The sequence below is a fragment of the Pseudoalteromonas sp. SCSIO 43210 genome (genome assembly GCF_054133285.1).
In genome coordinates this window covers 2759314-2778948 of the sequence record NZ_CP087225.1, presented here as the reverse complement: position 1 = coordinate 2778948, position 19635 = coordinate 2759314, and the positions used below count along the sequence as shown (strand labels likewise).

Sequence of the window (19635 nt, the reverse complement as noted above, 5' to 3'; positions counted from 1 at the left end):
TTTTCATTTCAAGCTAATTACTTATTTAGTACGAAGCGTATTAAGTTTTAGTCCTCAATAAGTTAAATACGATTAATTGAATATAAAAATACTCTTAAACTAAGCTGAGCAAATAAAAATAACCACTTAGTCGCAATGGTGTAAATAAATTAATAAAACTGTGTTACGTTTAAATTATGTTGTACAAATAGGTTTATTTAATGAAGCCAGCTCCTCATATTTATGCATTAACAAACAGTAGCTTACTGTTTGATGCATCGCATTTAGACGCTACAGATAGACTCTCTATTCAAAAGAAAATTTGGGCTTTAACTAGCCACTGTAAAAGCACTGATGAATTTAGCGATTTGGTGCCCGCCATGAACTCGCTCACTCTTTATTTAAAATCAGATAAACACTTAAAACAGTGGTTACAAGTGCTACCTTCGCTGTGGAATGATATTAAAACGAGTACATTTAAGGGGCAGCATCACTTAATCGAAACAACCTACAAGGGTGAGGACATTAATTACGTGGCTCGCTATCATAATTTAAGTGCCGATGAGGTTATTAATATTCATAGTAAAACCAAGTACCACGTTTTATTTTTAGGCTTTCAGCCCGGTTTTGCTTACCTACATGGCTTAGATGAGCAATTACATACGCCAAGGCGTGAAGAGCCTCGCATTAAAGTTCCTAAAGGTTCTGTTGCGATAGGTGCTGCACAAACCGGAATTTACCCCGCAGATACCCCTGGTGGTTGGCACATAATAGGTCATACAGACACTGCTTTGTTTGATTCGACCTCTGAGCAACCTTGTTTAATTCAACCAGGCGATACGCTTGAATTTGTTCCGCTCGTTAATAAAGGAGCAAATCATGATTAAAGTACTTAAAAGTGGTGTATTGCTTACAATTCAAGATTTTGGCCGTGAAGGCTACCGCCATTTAGGTGTAAGCAAAGCGGGTAGCTTGGACCCTATTGCACAAATAATTGCTAATAGATTACTTAACAATAACGACAATGATGCCGTTTTAGAAATAACCGTTGGTTTGTGCGAGCTTGAATTTACCTGCGACACAGTAATTGCACTGCATGGTGCCGATTTGCAAGCAACCCTCGATGGACATGCAATTTATCCTGGCTGGACATATGCAGTAAAAAACAAACAAGTACTGAGCTTTGCTACTGGTAGAGCAGGCTTAAGAGCTTATTTAGCAGTGAAAGGCGGTATACAAAATACTGAGGTTATGGGCTCTAAATCTACAGATTTAAACGCGTGTTTTGCTGGTATTGAAGGTAGAGTTCTCACCACTGGTGATGAAATACCTATTACTCCTTATTATGGAGAGTTTATAAAAGTAGGCGCAATGGCTCCCGCCCAGCGCAAGCTTATACGGCTACATCGAAGTCCTCATGCTAATTTATTAGGCCAGCCTTTACTTAGCAACTTTGTATCTACCGCATTTAAAGTTAGTAGTAACAGCAACCGAATGGGCGTAAGGCTTGAGCATAAAAATAATTTGGCACATTCGCACTCTTTGCCATCATTAGGGGTGAGTCCTGGGAGTATTCAACTACCACCAAATGGAGAGCCTATTGTGTTACTAAATGATGGCCAAACCACAGGTGGCTATCCGCTTTTAGGCACTGTTATTGAAGCCGACTTACATCAATTTGCACAATTTAGACCTTTAGATACTGTTGAGTTTAAATATGTAACGTTTGAAGAAGCAGCAAAGGCGAAGCAGAAACTTTACGGACACCTGCATCAATTGAGCCTTGCACTTAAAAATAACCTATAAAAACATTCTAAAAATAAATAGGAAAACTATGTTCGATTTAAATTATTGGCCGCTTATTGGCATTCCTGTTGTAGTTATCGGTTTTGCACTGCGCTTTAATCCTTTACTAGTGGTTACCTTTGCAGGACTTGCGACCGGCTGGGCAGTCAATCTTGATTTTATCAGCTTGCTGCAAACGTTTGGCGAAAAGTTTATGAACTCGCGCCAATTAGCGAGCTTCATTTTAATTTTACCTGTTATTGCACTGCTTGAACGTTATGGATTACAACAACGTGCACGCGATTGGATTTCACAAATTAAAACAGCCACCAGTGCGCGTATACTCGCTCTTTATTTTATTGTTAGAGAATGCTCGGCTGCACTTGGTTTACTCTCACTCGGTGGGCAAGCACAAACTGTTCGCCCTTTGCTTGCTCCTATGGCATTAGGAGCTGCTACAAATAAATATGGCGAATTGCCTAAACCCGTAAAAGACATGATCAGCGCCCATGCGGCGGCAGTTGATAACATTGCAGTATTTTTTGGTGAAGACATATTTATAGCCTTTGGTGCTGTTTTACTTATGGATGCATTTTTAAAAGAAAACGGTATAACCGGTATTGAACCACTGCATATTGGTCTATGGGCAATCCCTACCGCGCTATGCGCTTTAGTTATACATTTATTTAGACTAGCTCGACTCGAAAGTAAAATTGCAAAAGCGGTTCAAAAGTACAATGCACCGGAGCCAATACTATGAGTAAAGTAATTGACGCCGATGTATCGCACTCAAGCACTGCACTCGTGACTATTGAAAACATATACCTGCTTATTGGCATCATGGTAATGTTTTTAGTAGTACGTACCCTGCAAGACAAAAATCATCCCAAAAGGCTTACAACCGCCCTATTTTGGTTTTTATTTGGCAGTAGTTTTTTATTTGGTGATTTTGCTATTGCAACTTTTGGTGCACAAATAACGTATTTAATGGTGGGCATTAGCGTATTACTCATTGCTTTATTAGCCGGCTTAAATTTAGTTTCTATGGGAAGTTACTCTATTCCCAGCGAGCAGGTTCAAAACCAAAGCGCTAAGACTCTAGGTAATAAGTTATTTATTCCCGCTTTAATGATCCCAATTGTTACCGTAGTCTTTACTGTACTATTTGATAATGTTGCTATAAATAATGTTTACTTACTTGATCAACGCCACTTAACGCTCGCCTCCTTAACCATTGCATGTATTTTTGCATTACTTGTTGGCTGGAAAATAACCGGTGGTAGCCCTGTTCAAGCCGTGAGCGAATCACGCCGTTTAGTAGATTCTATTGGTTGGGCAGCCATTTTACCGCAAATGCTAGCCATGCTTGGTGGGGTATTTATTGTGGCGCAAACAGGCGATTCCATTAAAGAACTGGTTACTTTATTTATAGCCCCTGATAACCGTTTTATGCTGGTTGTTTTGTATTGTGTAGGTATGGCATTTTTTACCATGATTATGGGTAACGCGTTTGCTGCATTTCCGGTGATGACTGCTGGTATTGCGATGCCATTTTTAATTGAAGGACATGGCGCAAGCCCTGCACCTTTAGTGGCGCTAGGTATGTATAGCGGCTATTGCGGTACGTTAATGACGCCGATGGCAGCCAATTTTAATATTATTCCTGCCGCTCTTTTAGACTTAAAAGATAAGTACCATGTAATAAAGGTTCAAATTCCGACGGCAGTTACCTTACTCGCCGTTAATATTATTTTAATGTATAGCTTGGTGTTTAATGACTAAATCAACTTCTTCAATGGCGTGTGTACTAATAACCGGCTTTGCGCCTTTTGGTGGCGAAGCTATAAATCCTTCTTGGCAAGCAGTGCAAAAGCTTGATGAAACTATCATCATGAAACACAAAATATGCACACTAGAACTTGCCTGTGAATTTAATACGTCTATCAGTCAGCTTATAAACGCCATTGAGTCGCACAATCCGGCGGTTGTTTTGTGTATAGGCCAAGCCGGTGGGCGCAGTGAAATATCAATAGAGCGAATAGCAATAAACGTTGACGATGCACGTATTAAAGACAATGCAGGTAATCAACCTGTCGATACACCAATAGAAAAAAATGGCCCTGATGCCTATTTCACAAACTTACCAATAAAGCGCATGTTACAAGCATTGCACAACAGTAATATACCAGCTGCCATTTCGAATACGGCAGGCACGTATGTGTGTAATCACGTTATGTATGGTCTTATGCATTACATAAATGATCACTGCGCTGTAATGAAAGGTGGCTTTGTGCATATTCCTTATTTACCAAGCCAAGCTGTGCACCACAATGGCGCACCAAGCATGAGTGAGGAAACCGTTATTAACGCTCTGAAAGTGATGGTTGCGCAAGCTTTGAACAATAGTAGTGACGTAAAAATAGCAGCAGGCACCACACATTAACCACTTTGGTGCAGTTAAATATAACTTGGTGCATAAATTATTCTTAATTAATTGTAAAAGCTATGTGACTTGAGTAATTTTTTCTGATAAAACAAGGTTTCGCAGCACAGCAAATTGGCTTTGCTGCACACATAATAGGAATGAGGAGTTACTATGTGTTCAATTTTTGGGGTATTAGATATAAAATCTGATCCCACTCAATTGCGTACCCAAGCAATTGAAATGTCAAAGCTGCTTAGACACCGGGGTCCAGATTGGTCTGGTGTATACGCATCTGAAAAAGCTATTTTAGTGCATGAGCGTTTAGCTATTGTTGGTGTATCAAGCGGTGCACAGCCTTTATACAATCCTGAAAAAACAAATATTTTAGCGGTTAACGGCGAGATTTATAATCATAAAGAACTTGCAGCAGAGCTAGATGTTGATTTTACTTTTCAAACTCAATCAGACTGTGAAGTTATTTTAGCGCTTTATAAACAAAAAGGGCCTGACTTTTTAGATGATCTAAATGGCATTTTTGCATTTTGTTTATACGACGAAGAAAATGAAGCCTACTTAATTGGCCGTGACCATATTGGTATTATCCCGCTTTACACGGGTCACGACGAGCACGGTAACTTTTACGTTGCTTCTGAGCTAAAAGCACTTTCTCCAATTTGTAAGCATATTGAAGAATTTCCACCTGGGCATTACCTGTACAGCAAAGATGGTAAAATGACGCCTTATTACAAGCGTGATTGGGAAACGTTTGATGCAGTTAAAGATAACAGCGCACAAGCCCAAGACGTTAAAGATGCATTAGAAGCAGCCGTTAAACGCCAGTTAATGTGTGACGTGCCTTACGGTGTATTACTTTCTGGTGGTTTAGACTCATCAGTTATCTCTGCTATTACCCAGCGTTTTGCTGCCAAACGTATTGAAGATAACGATGAAAGCGATGCATGGTGGCCTAAGTTGCATTCTTTTTCAGTAGGCCTTGAGGGTTCACCTGATTTAGCCGCGGCCCAAAAAGTAGCTGACATGATTGGTACTATTCACCACCCTATCATTTTTACCATTCAAGAAGGTATTGATGCATTACGTGAAGTGATTTACCACATAGAAACCTACGACGTAACAACAATTCGTGCCTCTACACCTATGTACTTAATGGCTCGCCAAATTAAAGCGATGGGCATTAAAATGGTGTTATCTGGCGAAGGTGCTGATGAGCTATTTGGTGGTTACTTATACTTCCATAAAGCCCCTAACGCACAAGAGTTTCATGAAGAGCTAAACCGTAAAGTATCAAAACTGCATATGTTTGACTGTTTACGTGCTAATAAATCAATGGCAGCATGGGGCGTAGAAGCACGTGTACCGTTCCTTGATAAAGAATTTGTTGATGTTGCTATGCGTATCAACCCTGAAGCTAAAATGTGTAAAGATGGCAAAATTGAAAAACACATTTTACGTGAAGGCTTTGATGGCTACTTGCCTGATGAAGTTTTATGGCGCCAAAAAGAGCAATTTTCAGACGGTGTTGGTTACAGCTGGATTGATACGTTAAAAGAGTTTGTAAACGAGCAAGTAAGCGATCAAGAGCTTGCAAATGCTAAATTTAAATACCCTATTAATACGCCAGATTCAAAAGAAGCTTACTACTACCGTACTATTTTTGAATCGCATTTCCCTGGTGATGCATCAGCTAAATGTGTACCACATGGTAAATCGGTAGCGTGTTCGACTCCTGAAGCACTTGCATGGGACGCATCGTTCCAAAACAATGCAGATCCATCAGGTCGTGCTGCGGGCGTTCATAACGACGCGTATGCAAGCAAAGGTTAACACTCTTTGTTTAACGAAGCGTAAGCCCAAATGGCTTGCGCTTCGCTTTATAAAACTCACTTCCACCGAATCTGTTTTTTATAGCCCTGCAAATAACTTAAAAGGCTCTAGTGCTTTAATTGTTATTTATAAAAATGGGTTAACATCAAAAACAATGCAATATATTGCATCACAATCAAACCACCCTGCTACCGTATTTTTAAATCAAAATGAGATAACTAAACGCCATTGTAATATTCGCTGGTTTAACCAAACAAGTGAAATTAAACGCTGTGGACATGGCACTTTAGCGGCCGCTAATTTTTTAATAAAGCATTTTGGTTATTGCCCAGAAGTACTTACATCAATGAGTCATGAGCGTTTTACTATAAAAGTAAAAAAACAACGCGCCCAGTTATTACTAAAAAGCATAGAGCCTAAAAAAAGCGAATTAGCTGCAGGTGAGTTAAAAAGTGTGTTTTCATCAGCAATAAAAGCAGCCTACAGTACCGGCGATAAAAACGGTTATACGGTTGTATTATTTAATAAAGAATTTAGTAAAGACGTTGAAAAAGACGATTTTAAAAGCTTACACGTTGATTTTAAAGCTTTGAGTAAACTCCACAAAAATGCAGTAATTGCCCTTAGTATAAAAAATAAAGACAAGAAAAATGCCATAGCGCATTTTAGATACTTTGCACCCCAGTTTGGAGTAAATGAGGACAGTGCAACGGGCTCAGCAATAACTGTTATTGCCCCTCTGCTATTTAGACTACATGGTTTAAATAAAGTTAAGCTTATACAGCAATCAAATAATGGCGCATTGCTAAATTATGAGTTTAACAATGCTAAAGTTGTCATTTACTAGGGCGTGTTGACCTTTGCGAATTGAAATTTGTTCAATCTAGGGGCGATTAAATCGCGGCGCGAGGTTTGTAACCTAGTGGGCTAAGTAAAAATCGAGCAACAAAGAGTTTATCGCCCCTAGGCAGAACCCGAAGGGCAGCACATGTTTGGCATTTATGCTGCGTTATCGCCTATTTATGTGGAATAACCACACTTCATAGGCTCTGCCTTGCCTAAAAACCAAACATATTGCTGCAAATTCAACTATCAAAGATCAACACGCCCTAAACATATTAAGTAAACGTTTATAGCGGTCTTAACAAGCACAATGCAAAATAGTTACTATCGTCTTGCCATGTTTGATCTAACTTTAAATTAGCTTGCGCTGCTAGCTGCTTAAACGACTCGAGCGTGTACTTGTGAGAGTTTTCTGTATGGATACTTTCACCTTCTATAAAGTCTATTTGCTGATCATTTATAATCACGCTTTGAGTGCAATTACTTACTAAATGCATTTCAATACGGCTATGTTGCTCGTTAAAGCGTGACTCGTGGCTAAAGTTATCTATATTAAATGTGCCGTTTAGCTCGTTATTAATACGTTGTAGTAAATTTTTATTAAATGCGGCGGTAACTCCCGCTTTATCGTTATATGCATCAAGTAACACTTGGCGCTCTTTAACTAAATCAACCCCAATTAATACATAACCGTTTACACCGCATAAGCGATGGAAATTATTCATAATCTCGATGGCTTTAACTGGAGAAAAATTGCCAATAGTCGAGCCCGGAAAGTACACCAAATTGGTTTGACTATCTAAAGCGGTGTCTTTGGTTAGCTGTTTAACCATTTGATTATGTGTAAAGTCTCCTAGTAATGGCGAAATTGCCAAATCTGGAAATAATGGCGACAAATGTGCAAGTGAATAACTGAGCATCTCCTCAGAAATTTCAAACGGTACGAAGGTTTTTACGTTTGCCATATGCGCTAATAAATACGCAACCTTTTTACCCGAACCACACCCAGGCTCAATAATAGAGAGGTTTTCAGGTAGCATTTGAGCAATCGACTGCGAGTATTGCTCTAAAATAGACAGCTCAATACGTGTAACATAATACTCTTGTAAGGATGTTATTTGCTCGAATAATGCAGCACCTTTATCATCGTAAAAATACTTACACGGCAGCGTTTTTTGTTGTTGAGTTAATCCGCTTATCACGTCGTTTAAAAATTCAGTGTCGGTTATGTTACTTTTTTTAATCGCTGTTACTTGGCTCATACTATATCCTTAGCTAGTCTTATCCCGCTGCACATCCACGCTTGATGTGGGTAATAAAAATTTCGGTATGTTTGTCGTAAATGGTTTTGAGGGGTAAACACACACCCACCACGTAACACCATTTGGTTATTCATAAATTTACCATTGTATTCCCCTGCTACTCCTTCAATAGGTTTAAAACCGGGGTATGGTAAATATGCACTGTTTGTCCATTGCCAACATGAATCCGTTAACTGGTTTATTTCGGTATCATCTTTTGCTTGTTGTGGTGTTAAGTAGTTATTATTAGTGTCTGTTAAAGATGTATTTTTAGCTGCATATTCCCATTCGAACTCTGTAGGCAAGCGAGCCTTTACAAAATTAGCATAGGCGCTGGCCTCAAAATAACTAACATGGCTGATGGGTGCACTTAAATTTAAAGGCTGCAATCCGTAGTGTGTAAACTCAAACCATTCGTTATTTATGCAATGCCAATATAATGGATGCGTTAAACGAGTGTTTTGAATATGCGCCCAACCGTCGCTTAACCAATATTGTGGATTGCTATATCCACCGGCATTTATTAAGTCTAAATATTCACCATTAGTGACCAATCTATTAGCAAAACTGAATGGATGAATTAGTACTTGGTGTTTGGGGCACTCGTTATCATATGCAAATTCATCGTCGGCATTTGTGCCAATATTAATAATGGCTTGTTCAAAATTGATAAAATTAAGGGGTTTAATATCAGCTGATTTTTTTTGGCTATTTAAAAGCGATGTTTTATATTGAGGAAACAATGGATTTACTGAAAAGTTATATTTAATATCCATAAGCATTAGCTCTTGATGCTGTTGCTCGTGGTGTAACCCAAGTTGAATAATATCTTTAATGTGCGGGTTAACGTCAGTCTTAAGTAATTCAATCACGCGGCTATCTACATGTTCTCTGTAAGCTAGCACCTCCTCTAAACCTGGCCTAGATAAGCTTCCTCTGTTTGCCCGTTTAAATTGCTCTCCAATCCCATTGTAGTAAGAATTAAAAAGCATTTTATAGTGAGGGTTAAACACTGCGTACTGTTTACAATGAACACTAAGTAAAAACGTTTCAAAAAACCACGTGGTATGCGCTAAATGCCATTTAGTAGGACTAGCATCTGCCATAGCTTGTAATTGACAATCTTCTACAGTGAGTGGTTCGATAATAGCTAGGCTTTCGTCTCTAACGCTGCAAAAGCGTTTAACAAGTTCGTTTTGATTGGTATCGTTTGTAACGCTTTCACGCATAATAGTAATAATCCTTTGCCTATCTATTTATAAAATATAGCTTAGGGCATGCTGAGCTTTTTGGATTGAAATTTGTTCAATCTAGGGGCGATTAAATCGCGGCACGAGGTTTGTAACCTAGTGGGCTAAGTAAAAACCGAGTAACAAAGAGTTAATCGTCCCTAGAAAGAACCCAAAGGGCAGTGTATGTTTGGTATTTATGCAGCGTTATCGCCTATTTATGGGGAATGACCACACTACATAGCCTCTGCCTTGCCTAAAAACCAAACACACTACTGCAAATTCAATCGCCAAAATTCAATCGCCAAAATTCAATCGCCAAAATTCAATCGCCAAAATTCAATCGCCAAAATTCAATCGCCAAAATTCAATCGCCAAAATTCAACATACCCTAATGTTGTGTTAAATCATATTCATATTACAACTTGATTAAAGATGCTTATCAGCTTATAAATTTATAATAGCCTTGAAGAAAAATTTGCTCCTTGCTAGCCGGCTTTTGATTATTTTTACGTGCATGCAAGCATGAGAAATAACGCATAAGCTGTTACCGAACCGCTAAGCTATAAATCTAGGAGCGATTAAATTGCGCCTAAATTAAACAAATTTCAATCCTAAAAGACTAACAAGCCCTAATATTTAAGCATTAATTAAGATACTTAAAAATGATCTTTTTTTACTTAACCAAGTAAATTAATACTTTTAATAGCAAACTAAATTTTAACGTTCACTGAATTTTTAAATTTAGGGCTTTTAAATGAAAGAATCATGAATTTGGCCATATAAACAGCGTTTTAAATACAAATTCATTTACATTTAATATTTAACTCATACACTACTAGCTGTATGATCACTATTCAAATTAGTTAGTCTTCAAATAATTACGGTATTACTTTTTACTTAATATTTAAAGACTAATGTAATTCGATATGACGCCGAATTTATTTTGGCTTGTTAGGACAACTAAAGAGGTATTGCATGAAGGAAAATCATGACAAATATAGTATTGACAACACGGATTACACCGTAGGTCAGGACAACGTACAAAAGTGGGGTTTTGATATACACAACCCTGTTTTTGGAACTAGTGCGGGCCTGATTGTCATCTTTTTAATCGCCATACTTGTTACCGACCCACAAACTGCAAAAACAGCGCTTGATAGTATCAAGACCGATATTATTAATAATTTTGATGCCCTATTTATGTGGGCTGCTAACTTCTTTGTACTCTTTTGTTTAGCACTTATTGTTTCTCCTTACGGTAATATTCGCCTTGGTGGTGATGACGCTAAACCTTCTCACTCTCGCGTTTCATGGCTTGCTATGTTATTTGCTGCGGGTATGGGTATCGGCCTTATGTTTTGGGGCGTTGCTGAACCAGTTGCTTACTTTACTGGTTGGTACGAAACACCGCTTAATGTAGCCGCTAACACACCAGAAGCTGCAAAATTAGCAATGGGCGCAACTATGTTTCATTGGGGTCTTCACCCTTGGGCTATTTACGCTGTTGTTGGTTTATCTCTTGCGTTTTTTACCTATAACAAAGGTTTACCGCTTTCAATTCGTTCTATTTTTTACCCTATATTAGGTGATAGAGCGTGGGGTTGGCCTGGTCATATCATTGATATCTTAGCTGTACTTGCTACGTTATTTGGCCTTGCAACATCTTTAGGTTTAGGTGCGCAGCAAGCTTCTGCAGGCATTAACCACGTATTTGGTACAGAAGGTGGCATTGGCTCTCAAATTCTAGTTATTGCGGGTGTAACACTTTTAGCCATTGTCTCTGTGGTTCGTGGTATTGACGGTGGTGTGAAACTGCTAAGTAATGTAAATATGCTAATTGCGTTTTCATTATTATTGTTTGTTTGTTTAGTAGGCTTTGCTGTAGCAATGGGTAATGTACCAACTACCGTAATGGGCTATGTAGAAAATATTATTCCATTGAGTAATCCTCACGGCCGTGAAGACGAAACGTGGATGCATGGTTGGACTGTGTTTTACTGGGCTTGGTGGATTTCCTGGTCTCCGTTTGTAGGTATGTTTATCGCGCGTGTATCTCGCGGTCGTACAATTCGTGAATTCTTAATTGCGGTTTTACTAATCCCTACTCTAGTTACTGTTTTATGGATGTCTATTTACGGCGGTATTGCGATTGATCAAGTAGTTAATGGTGTTGGTGCGTTAGGCACTAATGGTTTAACTGAAGTACCTTTAGCTATGTTCCAAATGCTTGATGAATTACCTCTATCTAATATTTTATCGTTTATTGCAATTTTATTAGTGTTGGTATTTTTCATTACGTCATCTGACTCTGGTTCATTAGTAATTGATTCAATTACAGCTGGCGGTAAAATTGATGCACCGGTACCACAACGTATATTTTGGGCATCGGTTGAGGGCGCAATTGCAGCTGCTTTACTTTGGATTGGTGGCACACAAGCAATTGAAGCACTACAAGCAGGCGCTGTCTCTACAGGGTTGCCATTTACTATTGTATTGTTGTTTATGTGTTTAAGCTTAGTTTTAGGTTTACGAACTGAGCCTCGCCCAGTTAAGTAATACTTTTAGTAAGTAACACTTTTAGCTAGTAACGAAAGCGCCGCAATTTTGCGGCGTTTTTTTTGTTTAATAACTTTAAATTGTATGCGCTTATAGCCATAACTCTGAAATGGGCGTGTCTACACGATAATGGTGACTCAGTTGCGCTTGTAAAAGCTCAGCTGTAGCAAGTGCATCCGTTAGCGCATTGTGATTTTGATATGCAGGTAGAGAATAACGCGCACGGCAATCTGTTAGTCTAAGAGAACCTAATTTTGTGTTAAACAGCCGCCCTAATAACCCTTGCCTTGCTTTTAGTGCTCTTTTTTCTATTTCCATTGTATCTACCAGTGCAAACTCAATCCCTTCTTTAAGTCTTAGTAATAAAGCATTGTTTAAAAAGTGGCGCTCTATTGCAGCGTAATGCACCACGACAACTTTACCACTGAGCGCTTCAAGTAAAGGCTCTATAATTTGATTAAAGTCAGGGGCCTCATTTACCTCAGAGTGCGTTATTCCATGTATTAAAATAGACTCTTCATGAAGATTACGCCTAGGCTGCACAACCCAATGCCGACTGTGCTTACAATAAATGCGCTCTAAATTGAACGGCACTAAACCAACACTCACTATATCGTCGTTTTGGCTATTTAAGCCTGTTGTTTCAAAATCCATTGCTACAAAAGGTACGTCTTTTATTGCAGCTTTGTCTTGATTATAAGCACCCGCATAAAAGTGTTTTAAGAGTTTATTTTTGGTGCTATTTGCAAGCTCGTTATACCTAGCTTGCCAATTAATTGCTTTATGATTACGCGGATTCATAGGCTACTTCATACCAGAGTTTGCTGTGTAGCTAAATTTTAAATAGCTTTGTGCTTTTTCTAAAATAGCGAACGCCTCTTTTAAGTTTCGTTGCTCGAACGGAGAAAGTAAATGTGGGTCTAAGTCGTTATCGGGCTCTTCGCCCTTCTCTATTTGCCACGCTTGATGGCGAATTCGCATCATGGCAATGTACTCAAGTGCATCACGTAAATCTTGCGCTTTGCCCTGTGGTAAAAGTTTTGCGTCAATAATATCTTCTAATCGCTCAAACGAGTTTTGTTTGCGTGAACCAATGGCTAATGCGTGCACCCGAATAACATCAGAAAGAGGTGCAGTCCCTCTTCGCTTTAAGTTCATTGAACGCTTATGTTGGCCATTATGCTCCATAACAAAGCCTTTAAAGAAGCCAAGTGGAGGTGTTCTGTTGCGTGCATTTGCTGCCATATTAGCTAAAAACACGCGATTTACTTTACTTTGTTTTGCTATAAATATTTTAAGCTCGTCGGCCCACTTAGTTTTACCCCACACACCGTCTAAATCAAAAAATATAGCGCTATTAAGCAGCGCTTGTGGTTTTGGCTGCGCTATCCAATCTGCAAATTGATCGAACCACTGTGAGCGAGTTTTACGCCATTTTTTAAACGACGCCATAATTTCTCCATCACAGTAGGTGTAACCACACTGCGCTAAGCCATCACACACAAAATCGGCAATATTTTGAAAATACGCGTTATGTTTTTCGTCGTCGTAACTGTCATCTAAAATAAGCGCGTTGTCTTGATCGGTTACAATAAGTTGCTCGTCTCGAGCCATTGAGCCCAGAGCAATAAAACAATAAGGCACAGGGGGTGGTCCAAACTTTTCTTCTGCTAATACAAGTAGTCTTTGTTTAAATGTACGCCCTATAACAGCCATGGCTGTACCAACCATGTGTGAGTTTGCATCTTCATTCACCATACGAACAAACACATTGGGCAATTGGCGCGCATAATGCGCCAAATCCTCTATTGTTTGTTGAGCCAGTATGCCACGCACTAACAGTAAGCTGCTTTGGGATTCATAACGCAAAATATCAGAGAGTGAGATAACTCCAATTGGGCGTCTTTTCTGTACGACTGGCAAATGATGTAAGTTATCTCTAAGCATGGCAAGTACAGCTTCGAAAATATAGTCATTAGCATCTAAAAGCACTAAGTTAGTGGACATAATCTCTTTTGCTTGCGTGTTAAAGGCAAGCCCTTTAGCCACTACTTTAGTGCGTAAATCCCTATCAGTTATTATACCAACTACTTGTCCATCATCTTCTTCTGGGTCATCATTTATGGGTTTATTTACATCGGTTACCAACACTGACGATACCGCCTCTTCGGTCATTAATTTAGCGATATCTTGTATTGTAAAAGTTGCATCTACGGTGACTACATCTCTGTGAATTAATGATTTTACCTTCGCGGTTGTCAGGTCATTACCATCGGCTTGCTCGACAATAGCTTGATGCAAACGCACGTTACCGTCTGTTTCGAAGTAATCAGCAAACGCATCAAACTCATCACAGTAACGATTAAATAGCTCAACATTTATGCAATACACTAACGTATCTTCCAGAGCAGTTGCAGGAAAACGCACCTTACGGTTCATCAATAAACCCATTTGACCAAATATACCTGCGGTAGCCAAACGATTGTACAGCTCGCCATTTCGGCGATACATTTCTACAGAACCACTTCTAATTACATACAAATCAGAAATATCTTGTCCAAAACTCAAAATATCTGTTTTTGCTCTAAAATAAGCCACTTCTACTTGTTGAGCTAGCTCATTAAGCGCTTTTTGAGGTAAGTCATCAAAAGGAGGATGTTGTGCTAAAAATTGTGCGATTTCAACTTGTTCGGCTTGCATAAATCCCTTCCTGTATGCGCATTAAAATGACTAAATCTATTTTGCAGACTAACACTATCATCGGGGTGTGAAAACAATTACTGGACAATTTGGGGCACAAAAAAAGAGCCTAAATAGACTCTTTAAATGTAACACTTATTGTATAAATTTATTTACCGCGCTGAGCGTCTTTTTGGGCTTTTTTAGCTTCTTTACGTTGCTGTAAAACAGCTTGTGCCTCATTACCGATATGGCCCTCACCGCGCGCTTGCGCTAGTTCTATTTGCTTTTGGCGCTCTGCAAAACGTGCGCGTTGTTCGTCCGTTACTTCTTCAATACAGTGATGACAAGAAACGCCTTCCATGTATTCAGGCTTTAACTTTTCGTCTTCTGTAATTGGCATACGACACGCGTGGCATTGATCATAAGAGCCTTTTTGTAGGTCATGATCAACCGCAACGCGATTATCAAATACAAAACACTCGCCTTCCCACATGGTTTCTTCTTTTGGCACTTCTTCTAGGTATTTTAAAATACCGCCTTCAAGGTGATAAACTTCATCAAAACCTTGCTCTTTCATGTAGGCTGTCGATTTTTCGCAGCGGATACCGCCAGTACAAAACATCGCCACTTTTTTGTGTTTTTCAGGGTCTAAGTTTTCTTTTGCCCACTGTGGAAATTCACGGAACGTTTTAGTATTTGGATCAACCGCATTTTGAAATGTACCAATTTCAATTTCATAATCATTACGTGTATCAATTAAAATTACTTCAGGGTCAGATATAAGTGCGTTCCACTCATTTGGCTTAACATAGCTACCCACAACTTTAAGCGGATCTACGCCTTCAACGCCCATCGTTACAATTTCTTTTTTTAGTTTTACTTTAGTGCGGTAAAACGGACATTCATCGTCGTAAGATTCTTTTGTAACGATGTTTTTTAGATTTGGTTGCTCATCTAGCCATGCTAATAAGTTGTCTATCCCTTCACGTTTTGCAGAAACAGTGCCGTTTATACCTTCGGCAGCGAGCAATAAAGTACCGCGGACTTCATTTGCTTCCATCACTTCTAGTAATGGCTTACGGATAGCTTCAAATTCAGGTAAACCTACAAACTTATACAGCGCACATACTACAAAGTGATCGCCCGTTACATTATCTTTATGAACAACAGTCATTATATTTCCTATTTTGCCTTGTTAGCCAATATTGGCGTTTACCGAATCGTAAATCCGGCGCATATGGGGCGCGTATTTTACGCTTTTTTAGTTTAATTGCAAAAAATAGCGCTATAGATTGGTTTTTACTGTTAGCGACCTAGCTGTGTAAGCTATAATGCGCTAATAAATTTATAGAGTTAATTTGCTCATTTTGGAGAAACACACATTGCAGTTTACTGATCTTGGGATTGATACACGCCTTGAAACACAATTAGCACATCAAGGGATCACCCAGCCCACCGATATTCAAGCGCATGCAGTGCCTACCGCACTTGCAGGGCATGACATTTTCGCTCAGTCTAAAACTGGGTCGGGCAAAACCTTGGCGTTTTTATTACCTGCTGTACAAAGGGTTATGAAACAAAAAGCACTCAGTAAACGCGATCCTCGTGTACTTATTGTTGCTCCTACGCGTGAGCTTGCTACGCAAGTATTTACTCAGCTACGTTTATTAATTGCAGGCACAGCCATTAAGGCCGTAAAAATACTTGGTGGCGAAAACTTTAATGACCAAATAAAAGCACTTAGAAACGACCCACAATTCGTAGTTGCTACACCAGGGCGTTTAGCTGATCACATTACAAAACGTTCATTACAATTGAGCGGACTAGAACTGCTTATTTTTGATGAAGCCGACCGTATTTTAGATTTAGGTTTTACTGAGCAGTTAAAAATGATTAACGAGCAAGCTAATCACCGTTTACGTCAAACGTTATTGTTTTCTGCAACACTTGACCATGCACAAGTAGATGCTCTATCACGTAACCTATTAAAAAAACCAAAGCAAATTACGCTAAGTGCAGCAAATGAGCAACATAGCGATATTAAACAAACGTTATACCTTGCCGATCACCTTGATCATAAAGAAGCGCTATTAGAGCACTTTTTAAACCAAGATGATGTTGGTCAATGTATTATCTTCACAGCAACGCGTTCTGACACGAGCCGTTTGAGTGAAGCGCTTAATGCTAAAGGCTTCAAATCTGTAGCGCTTGCTGGTGATTTAACGCAAAGTAAACGTTTAGATATCATGGATTCGTTTAGTCGCGAAAACTTTAAAATATTGATCACCACCGACGTTGCATCTCGTGGTTTAGATTTACTAAGCGTAACGCATGTTATTAACTTTGATTTACCAAAACACGCTGAAGAATATGTACACCGCATAGGTCGTACAGGACGTGCTGGCTTTAAAGGTAACGCAATTTCATTAGTTGGCCCAAAAGATTGGGCAAGTTATTTAGCTATTAAAGCATTTTTAAATGACGAATTAAAATTTGCGAGCGTAGAGAGCTTAAAAGCTAAGTTTAAAGGTTTAAAAGAGAAAAAACCTGAGGCAGCGTGGGACAAATCTAAAGAAAAAGCCGCCGCTGTTAAAAAGCCTGCATTTAAGCGCAAAGCTAAACCTAAAAAGCCTACAGCACCAATTAAAGCACCGATGAACATTGATGGCGATACACCAATGCGCCGTAAAAAAAAGCCTGAGCAGGAATAATTATGAGTTACCTAGGAACCACACAAACATTATTTGTAAAAGAAGTGAGTAACGAAGGTGCTTACTTAGACGGCCATGATTTAGGTGAAGTATTTTTACCAAAACAAGAAATAAAACATGAGCTTGAAGCGGGCGATAGTATTAGTGTATTTATCTTTTTAGACAATGCTAATTTAGCCACAGCAACAATAAAGAAACCACATGCTCAAGTAGGCGAGTATGCCCTACTACGCGTTAAAGAAATAAATAGTATTGGGGCATTTTTAGATTGGGGGCTTGAGAAAGATGTGCTTGCACCTTTTAATGAACAAAAGCCACGCATGCAAGAAGGCCATTCTTATTTAGTACGTCTGTACCTTGATAATGCAAGCCAACGTATTTGTGCCTCAAACAACTTTAATCGTTTCCTGTCAAAAGATGAGCCGCAATATACTCACTTACAAGAAGTGGATTTAATTGTTGCTGGAAAAACAGATATTGGCTACAAAGTATTAATTGAAGAGTCGCACTTCGGTGTTGTTTTTTACAATATGGTATTTAAAAGCTTATTTGTGGGTCAAAAGCTTAAAGGCTATATTCAAAAAGTACGTGACGACGGAAAAATTGATGTTGTACTAGAAAAGCCAGGTATGGGAAAAGTAAGTGACCTTGGTGAAACTATTATGCAAAAACTTAAAAACGAAGGCGGTGTTATTCCACTTGGTGATAAGTCTGATCCTGAAGCAATAAAAAAGATGTTTTCTACCAGTAAGGCTAATTATAAAAAAGCAATTGGTGGCTTATTTAAACAAGAGTTAATAGATATTGAAGCAAAATCAATCCGTTTGAAGTAACAAAAATGCGTTTAGTGTACTTACTAAACGCTTTAATTTTTTAGATTAGTTGATTTGAAAATAAGGTTTTTATCGTTTATTAAACCTAAAATATTAATGAAAGTGTATCAACCTAAAATATACTTATAAGGTAAAGTGCATTGCGTATATTGCCTGGAATAATCAAGCGCATCTTCTTTAGTTTCTAGATTAAGTGGTGCTAAACGAAATACCTTTTTGTCACAGTCTTGTTTTCGCTGATCGTGATTATCAACACATTCACTTATACTAATATTATGGTTACTTAAGACGCTTTCATTTTTATAACATAAATGATAAGCATAATCAGCCATCGTCTTTTTAAAATCATATACGTTAATAGGGTAGCTAGAAATAATATCTGTAACCTTTGTCACGCCATCATAAGCTTTACTTGAAAGAACATACTTGTTAACTAAAAAACCCGCAATAATAATGAAAACCAAACCAAAAAACGACTTCAAAATAGATCCCCTACTGAATTTTGATACTATTAATGTAGCATAATATACCAATTAAGTAAGGGCATAGCACTTAACAACTACTTTTTATTGAATTAAGCAATGGACTTGTTAATATCAGTTAATACTCTCAAAGGGTTTTCAGATTGCGTTATAGGCCGTCCAATCACTAAATAATCACTACCAGCATCAATGGCTTGCTTAGGTGTCATGATACGCTTTTGATCGCCTGCTGCACTCCCTTCTGGACGAATACCTGGAGTGATAAGTTTAAAGCTTTCCCCCAGCTCGGATTTAAGTACCTCAGCTTCTTGCGCTGAACATACAACACCGTCAAGTCCAGCCTCTTGAGCAAGTTTAGCTAAATAGATAACTTGCTCTTTCGCCGGCTTATCAATACCTAAACGCTCAAGCTCTTTTTCATCCATGCTTGTTAAAACAGTCACAGCAATTAGCAAAGGTGCTTTATCACCAAATTTTTCTAGGGCCATTTTAGCTTTATTCATCATTTCAAAGCCACCAGATGCATGTACATTAACCATCCATACTCCCATTTTTGCAGCTGCAGTCACAGCCTTTGCAACTGTATTAGGAATGTCATGAAACTTTAAGTCTAGGAAAACATCAAAGCCTAAATCAATTAGTTCTTTAACAAAAGTAGGACCAAAATAAGTAAACATCTCTTTGCCAACTTTAAGGCGACATGTCTCTGGTGAAAGTTGCTTAACAAAGTCTAGAGCTATTTGTTGATCGTCGTAATCTAATGCTATAAGAATTTTTTTTGAGTGTTCAAAAGACATAACTATCCTAATGTATGGCTATAAAGTAACTATAAATAGATCTAATGCGATATCTTCAGCAGGTGATTTTAAGTGTTGATAAATGAAATTTATATAGACTGTGTTTTACAAAAATTTCAACTAAGTAAACACTCAGTTTAATTTGCTAAAATGATCATCTTTAA

The 19635-nt window shown here is 38.5% G+C and carries 17 protein-coding genes; 10 read left to right on the top strand and 7 right to left on the bottom strand.

From position 1 onward, the window contains the following. Positions 1-200: 200 nt before the first annotated feature. The 7 genes from pxpB to LOS73_RS11835 all read left to right on the top strand — a co-directional run bounded on the left by pxpB (position 201) and on the right by LOS73_RS11835 (position 6881). Positions 201-866 (top strand): 5-oxoprolinase subunit PxpB, encoded by a 666-nt coding sequence (pxpB, locus tag LOS73_RS11865; protein ID WP_457933706.1) that lies wholly within the window; start codon positions 201-203, stop codon positions 864-866. After that, positions 859-1785: a 5-oxoprolinase subunit C family protein gene (locus tag LOS73_RS11860; protein WP_457933705.1), complete on the top strand. Its 927-nt coding sequence runs from the start codon at positions 859-861 to the stop codon at positions 1783-1785. Before pxpB ends, LOS73_RS11860 begins: the two co-directional genes overlap by 8 nt. 28 nt (positions 1786-1813) lie before the next feature. After that, positions 1814-2524 (top strand): DUF969 domain-containing protein, encoded by a 711-nt coding sequence (locus LOS73_RS11855; RefSeq protein ID WP_007376582.1) that lies wholly within the window; start codon positions 1814-1816, stop codon positions 2522-2524. After that, positions 2521-3546, top strand: coding sequence for a DUF979 domain-containing protein (locus LOS73_RS11850; RefSeq protein ID WP_457933704.1), 1026 nt, complete (start codon positions 2521-2523; stop codon positions 3544-3546). Before LOS73_RS11855 ends, LOS73_RS11850 begins: the two co-directional genes overlap by 4 nt. After that, complete coding sequence (pcp, locus tag LOS73_RS11845; protein WP_457933703.1) at positions 3539-4207, top strand: pyroglutamyl-peptidase I; 669 nt, start codon at positions 3539-3541, stop codon at positions 4205-4207. Before LOS73_RS11850 ends, pcp begins: the two co-directional genes overlap by 8 nt. 153 nt (positions 4208-4360) lie before the next feature. Further along, on the top strand, positions 4361-6034 hold the full coding sequence (gene asnB / locus LOS73_RS11840; RefSeq protein WP_457933702.1) for an asparagine synthase B: 1674 nt from the start codon (positions 4361-4363) through the stop codon (positions 6032-6034). Beyond that, positions 6018-6881, top strand: a complete 864-nt coding sequence (locus LOS73_RS11835) for a PhzF family phenazine biosynthesis protein (protein WP_457933701.1) — start codon at positions 6018-6020, stop codon at positions 6879-6881. The genes asnB and LOS73_RS11835 overlap by 17 nt, the downstream gene beginning before the upstream one ends. 283 nt (positions 6882-7164) lie before the next feature. On the opposite strand, the gene egtD is transcribed toward LOS73_RS11835, so the two are convergent. Continuing rightward, positions 7165-8139, bottom strand: coding sequence for an L-histidine N(alpha)-methyltransferase (gene egtD / locus LOS73_RS11830; protein ID WP_457933700.1), 975 nt, complete (start codon positions 8137-8139; stop codon positions 7165-7167). Then, positions 8136-9407: an ergothioneine biosynthesis protein EgtB gene (egtB, locus tag LOS73_RS11825; protein WP_457933699.1), complete on the bottom strand. Its 1272-nt coding sequence runs from the start codon at positions 9405-9407 to the stop codon at positions 8136-8138. The genes egtD and egtB overlap by 4 nt, the downstream gene beginning before the upstream one ends. A 978-nt stretch (positions 9408-10385) precedes the next feature. On the opposite strand from egtB, the gene LOS73_RS11820 reads away from it, so the two are divergent. Then, positions 10386-11966 (top strand): BCCT family transporter, encoded by a 1581-nt coding sequence (locus tag LOS73_RS11820; RefSeq protein WP_007376589.1) that lies wholly within the window; start codon positions 10386-10388, stop codon positions 11964-11966. A gap of 90 nt (positions 11967-12056) precedes the next feature. Here LOS73_RS11820 and LOS73_RS11815 read toward each other — a convergent pair whose 3' ends face one another. The 3 genes from LOS73_RS11815 to trhO all read right to left on the bottom strand — a co-directional run bounded on the left by LOS73_RS11815 (position 12057) and on the right by trhO (position 15822). After that, positions 12057-12767 (bottom strand): 3'-5' exonuclease, encoded by a 711-nt coding sequence (locus tag LOS73_RS11815; RefSeq protein ID WP_007376590.1) that lies wholly within the window; start codon positions 12765-12767, stop codon positions 12057-12059. Between the two features lie 3 nt (positions 12768-12770). Further along, a complete protein-coding gene (locus LOS73_RS11810; RefSeq protein ID WP_457933698.1) occupies positions 12771-14666 on the bottom strand; it encodes a DUF294 nucleotidyltransferase-like domain-containing protein in 1896 nt (631 codons plus the stop codon). A gap of 148 nt (positions 14667-14814) precedes the next feature. Next, positions 14815-15822, bottom strand: a complete 1008-nt coding sequence (gene trhO / locus LOS73_RS11805) for an oxygen-dependent tRNA uridine(34) hydroxylase TrhO (RefSeq protein ID WP_002961191.1) — start codon at positions 15820-15822, stop codon at positions 14815-14817. Between the two features lie 208 nt (positions 15823-16030). Here trhO and LOS73_RS11800 point away from each other — a divergent pair, with 208 nt between their 5' ends. Beyond that, positions 16031-17359 (top strand): DEAD/DEAH box helicase, encoded by a 1329-nt coding sequence (locus LOS73_RS11800; RefSeq protein ID WP_008139225.1) that lies wholly within the window; start codon positions 16031-16033, stop codon positions 17357-17359. 2 nt (positions 17360-17361) lie between these two features. Next, positions 17362-18192 (top strand): CvfB family protein, encoded by an 831-nt coding sequence (locus LOS73_RS11795; RefSeq protein ID WP_007376592.1) that lies wholly within the window; start codon positions 17362-17364, stop codon positions 18190-18192. Between the two features lie 107 nt (positions 18193-18299). On the opposite strand, the gene LOS73_RS11790 is transcribed toward LOS73_RS11795, so the two are convergent. Together LOS73_RS11790 and pyrF are read right to left on the bottom strand one after the other, a co-directional pair. Continuing rightward, positions 18300-18674, bottom strand: coding sequence for a hypothetical protein (locus LOS73_RS11790; protein ID WP_033031666.1), 375 nt, complete (start codon positions 18672-18674; stop codon positions 18300-18302). A gap of 92 nt (positions 18675-18766) precedes the next feature. Further along, entirely contained in the window at positions 18767-19471 is a 705-nt protein-coding gene (pyrF, locus tag LOS73_RS11785) for an orotidine-5'-phosphate decarboxylase (protein ID WP_008139217.1), read from the bottom strand. Positions 19472-19635 lie beyond the last annotated feature (164 nt).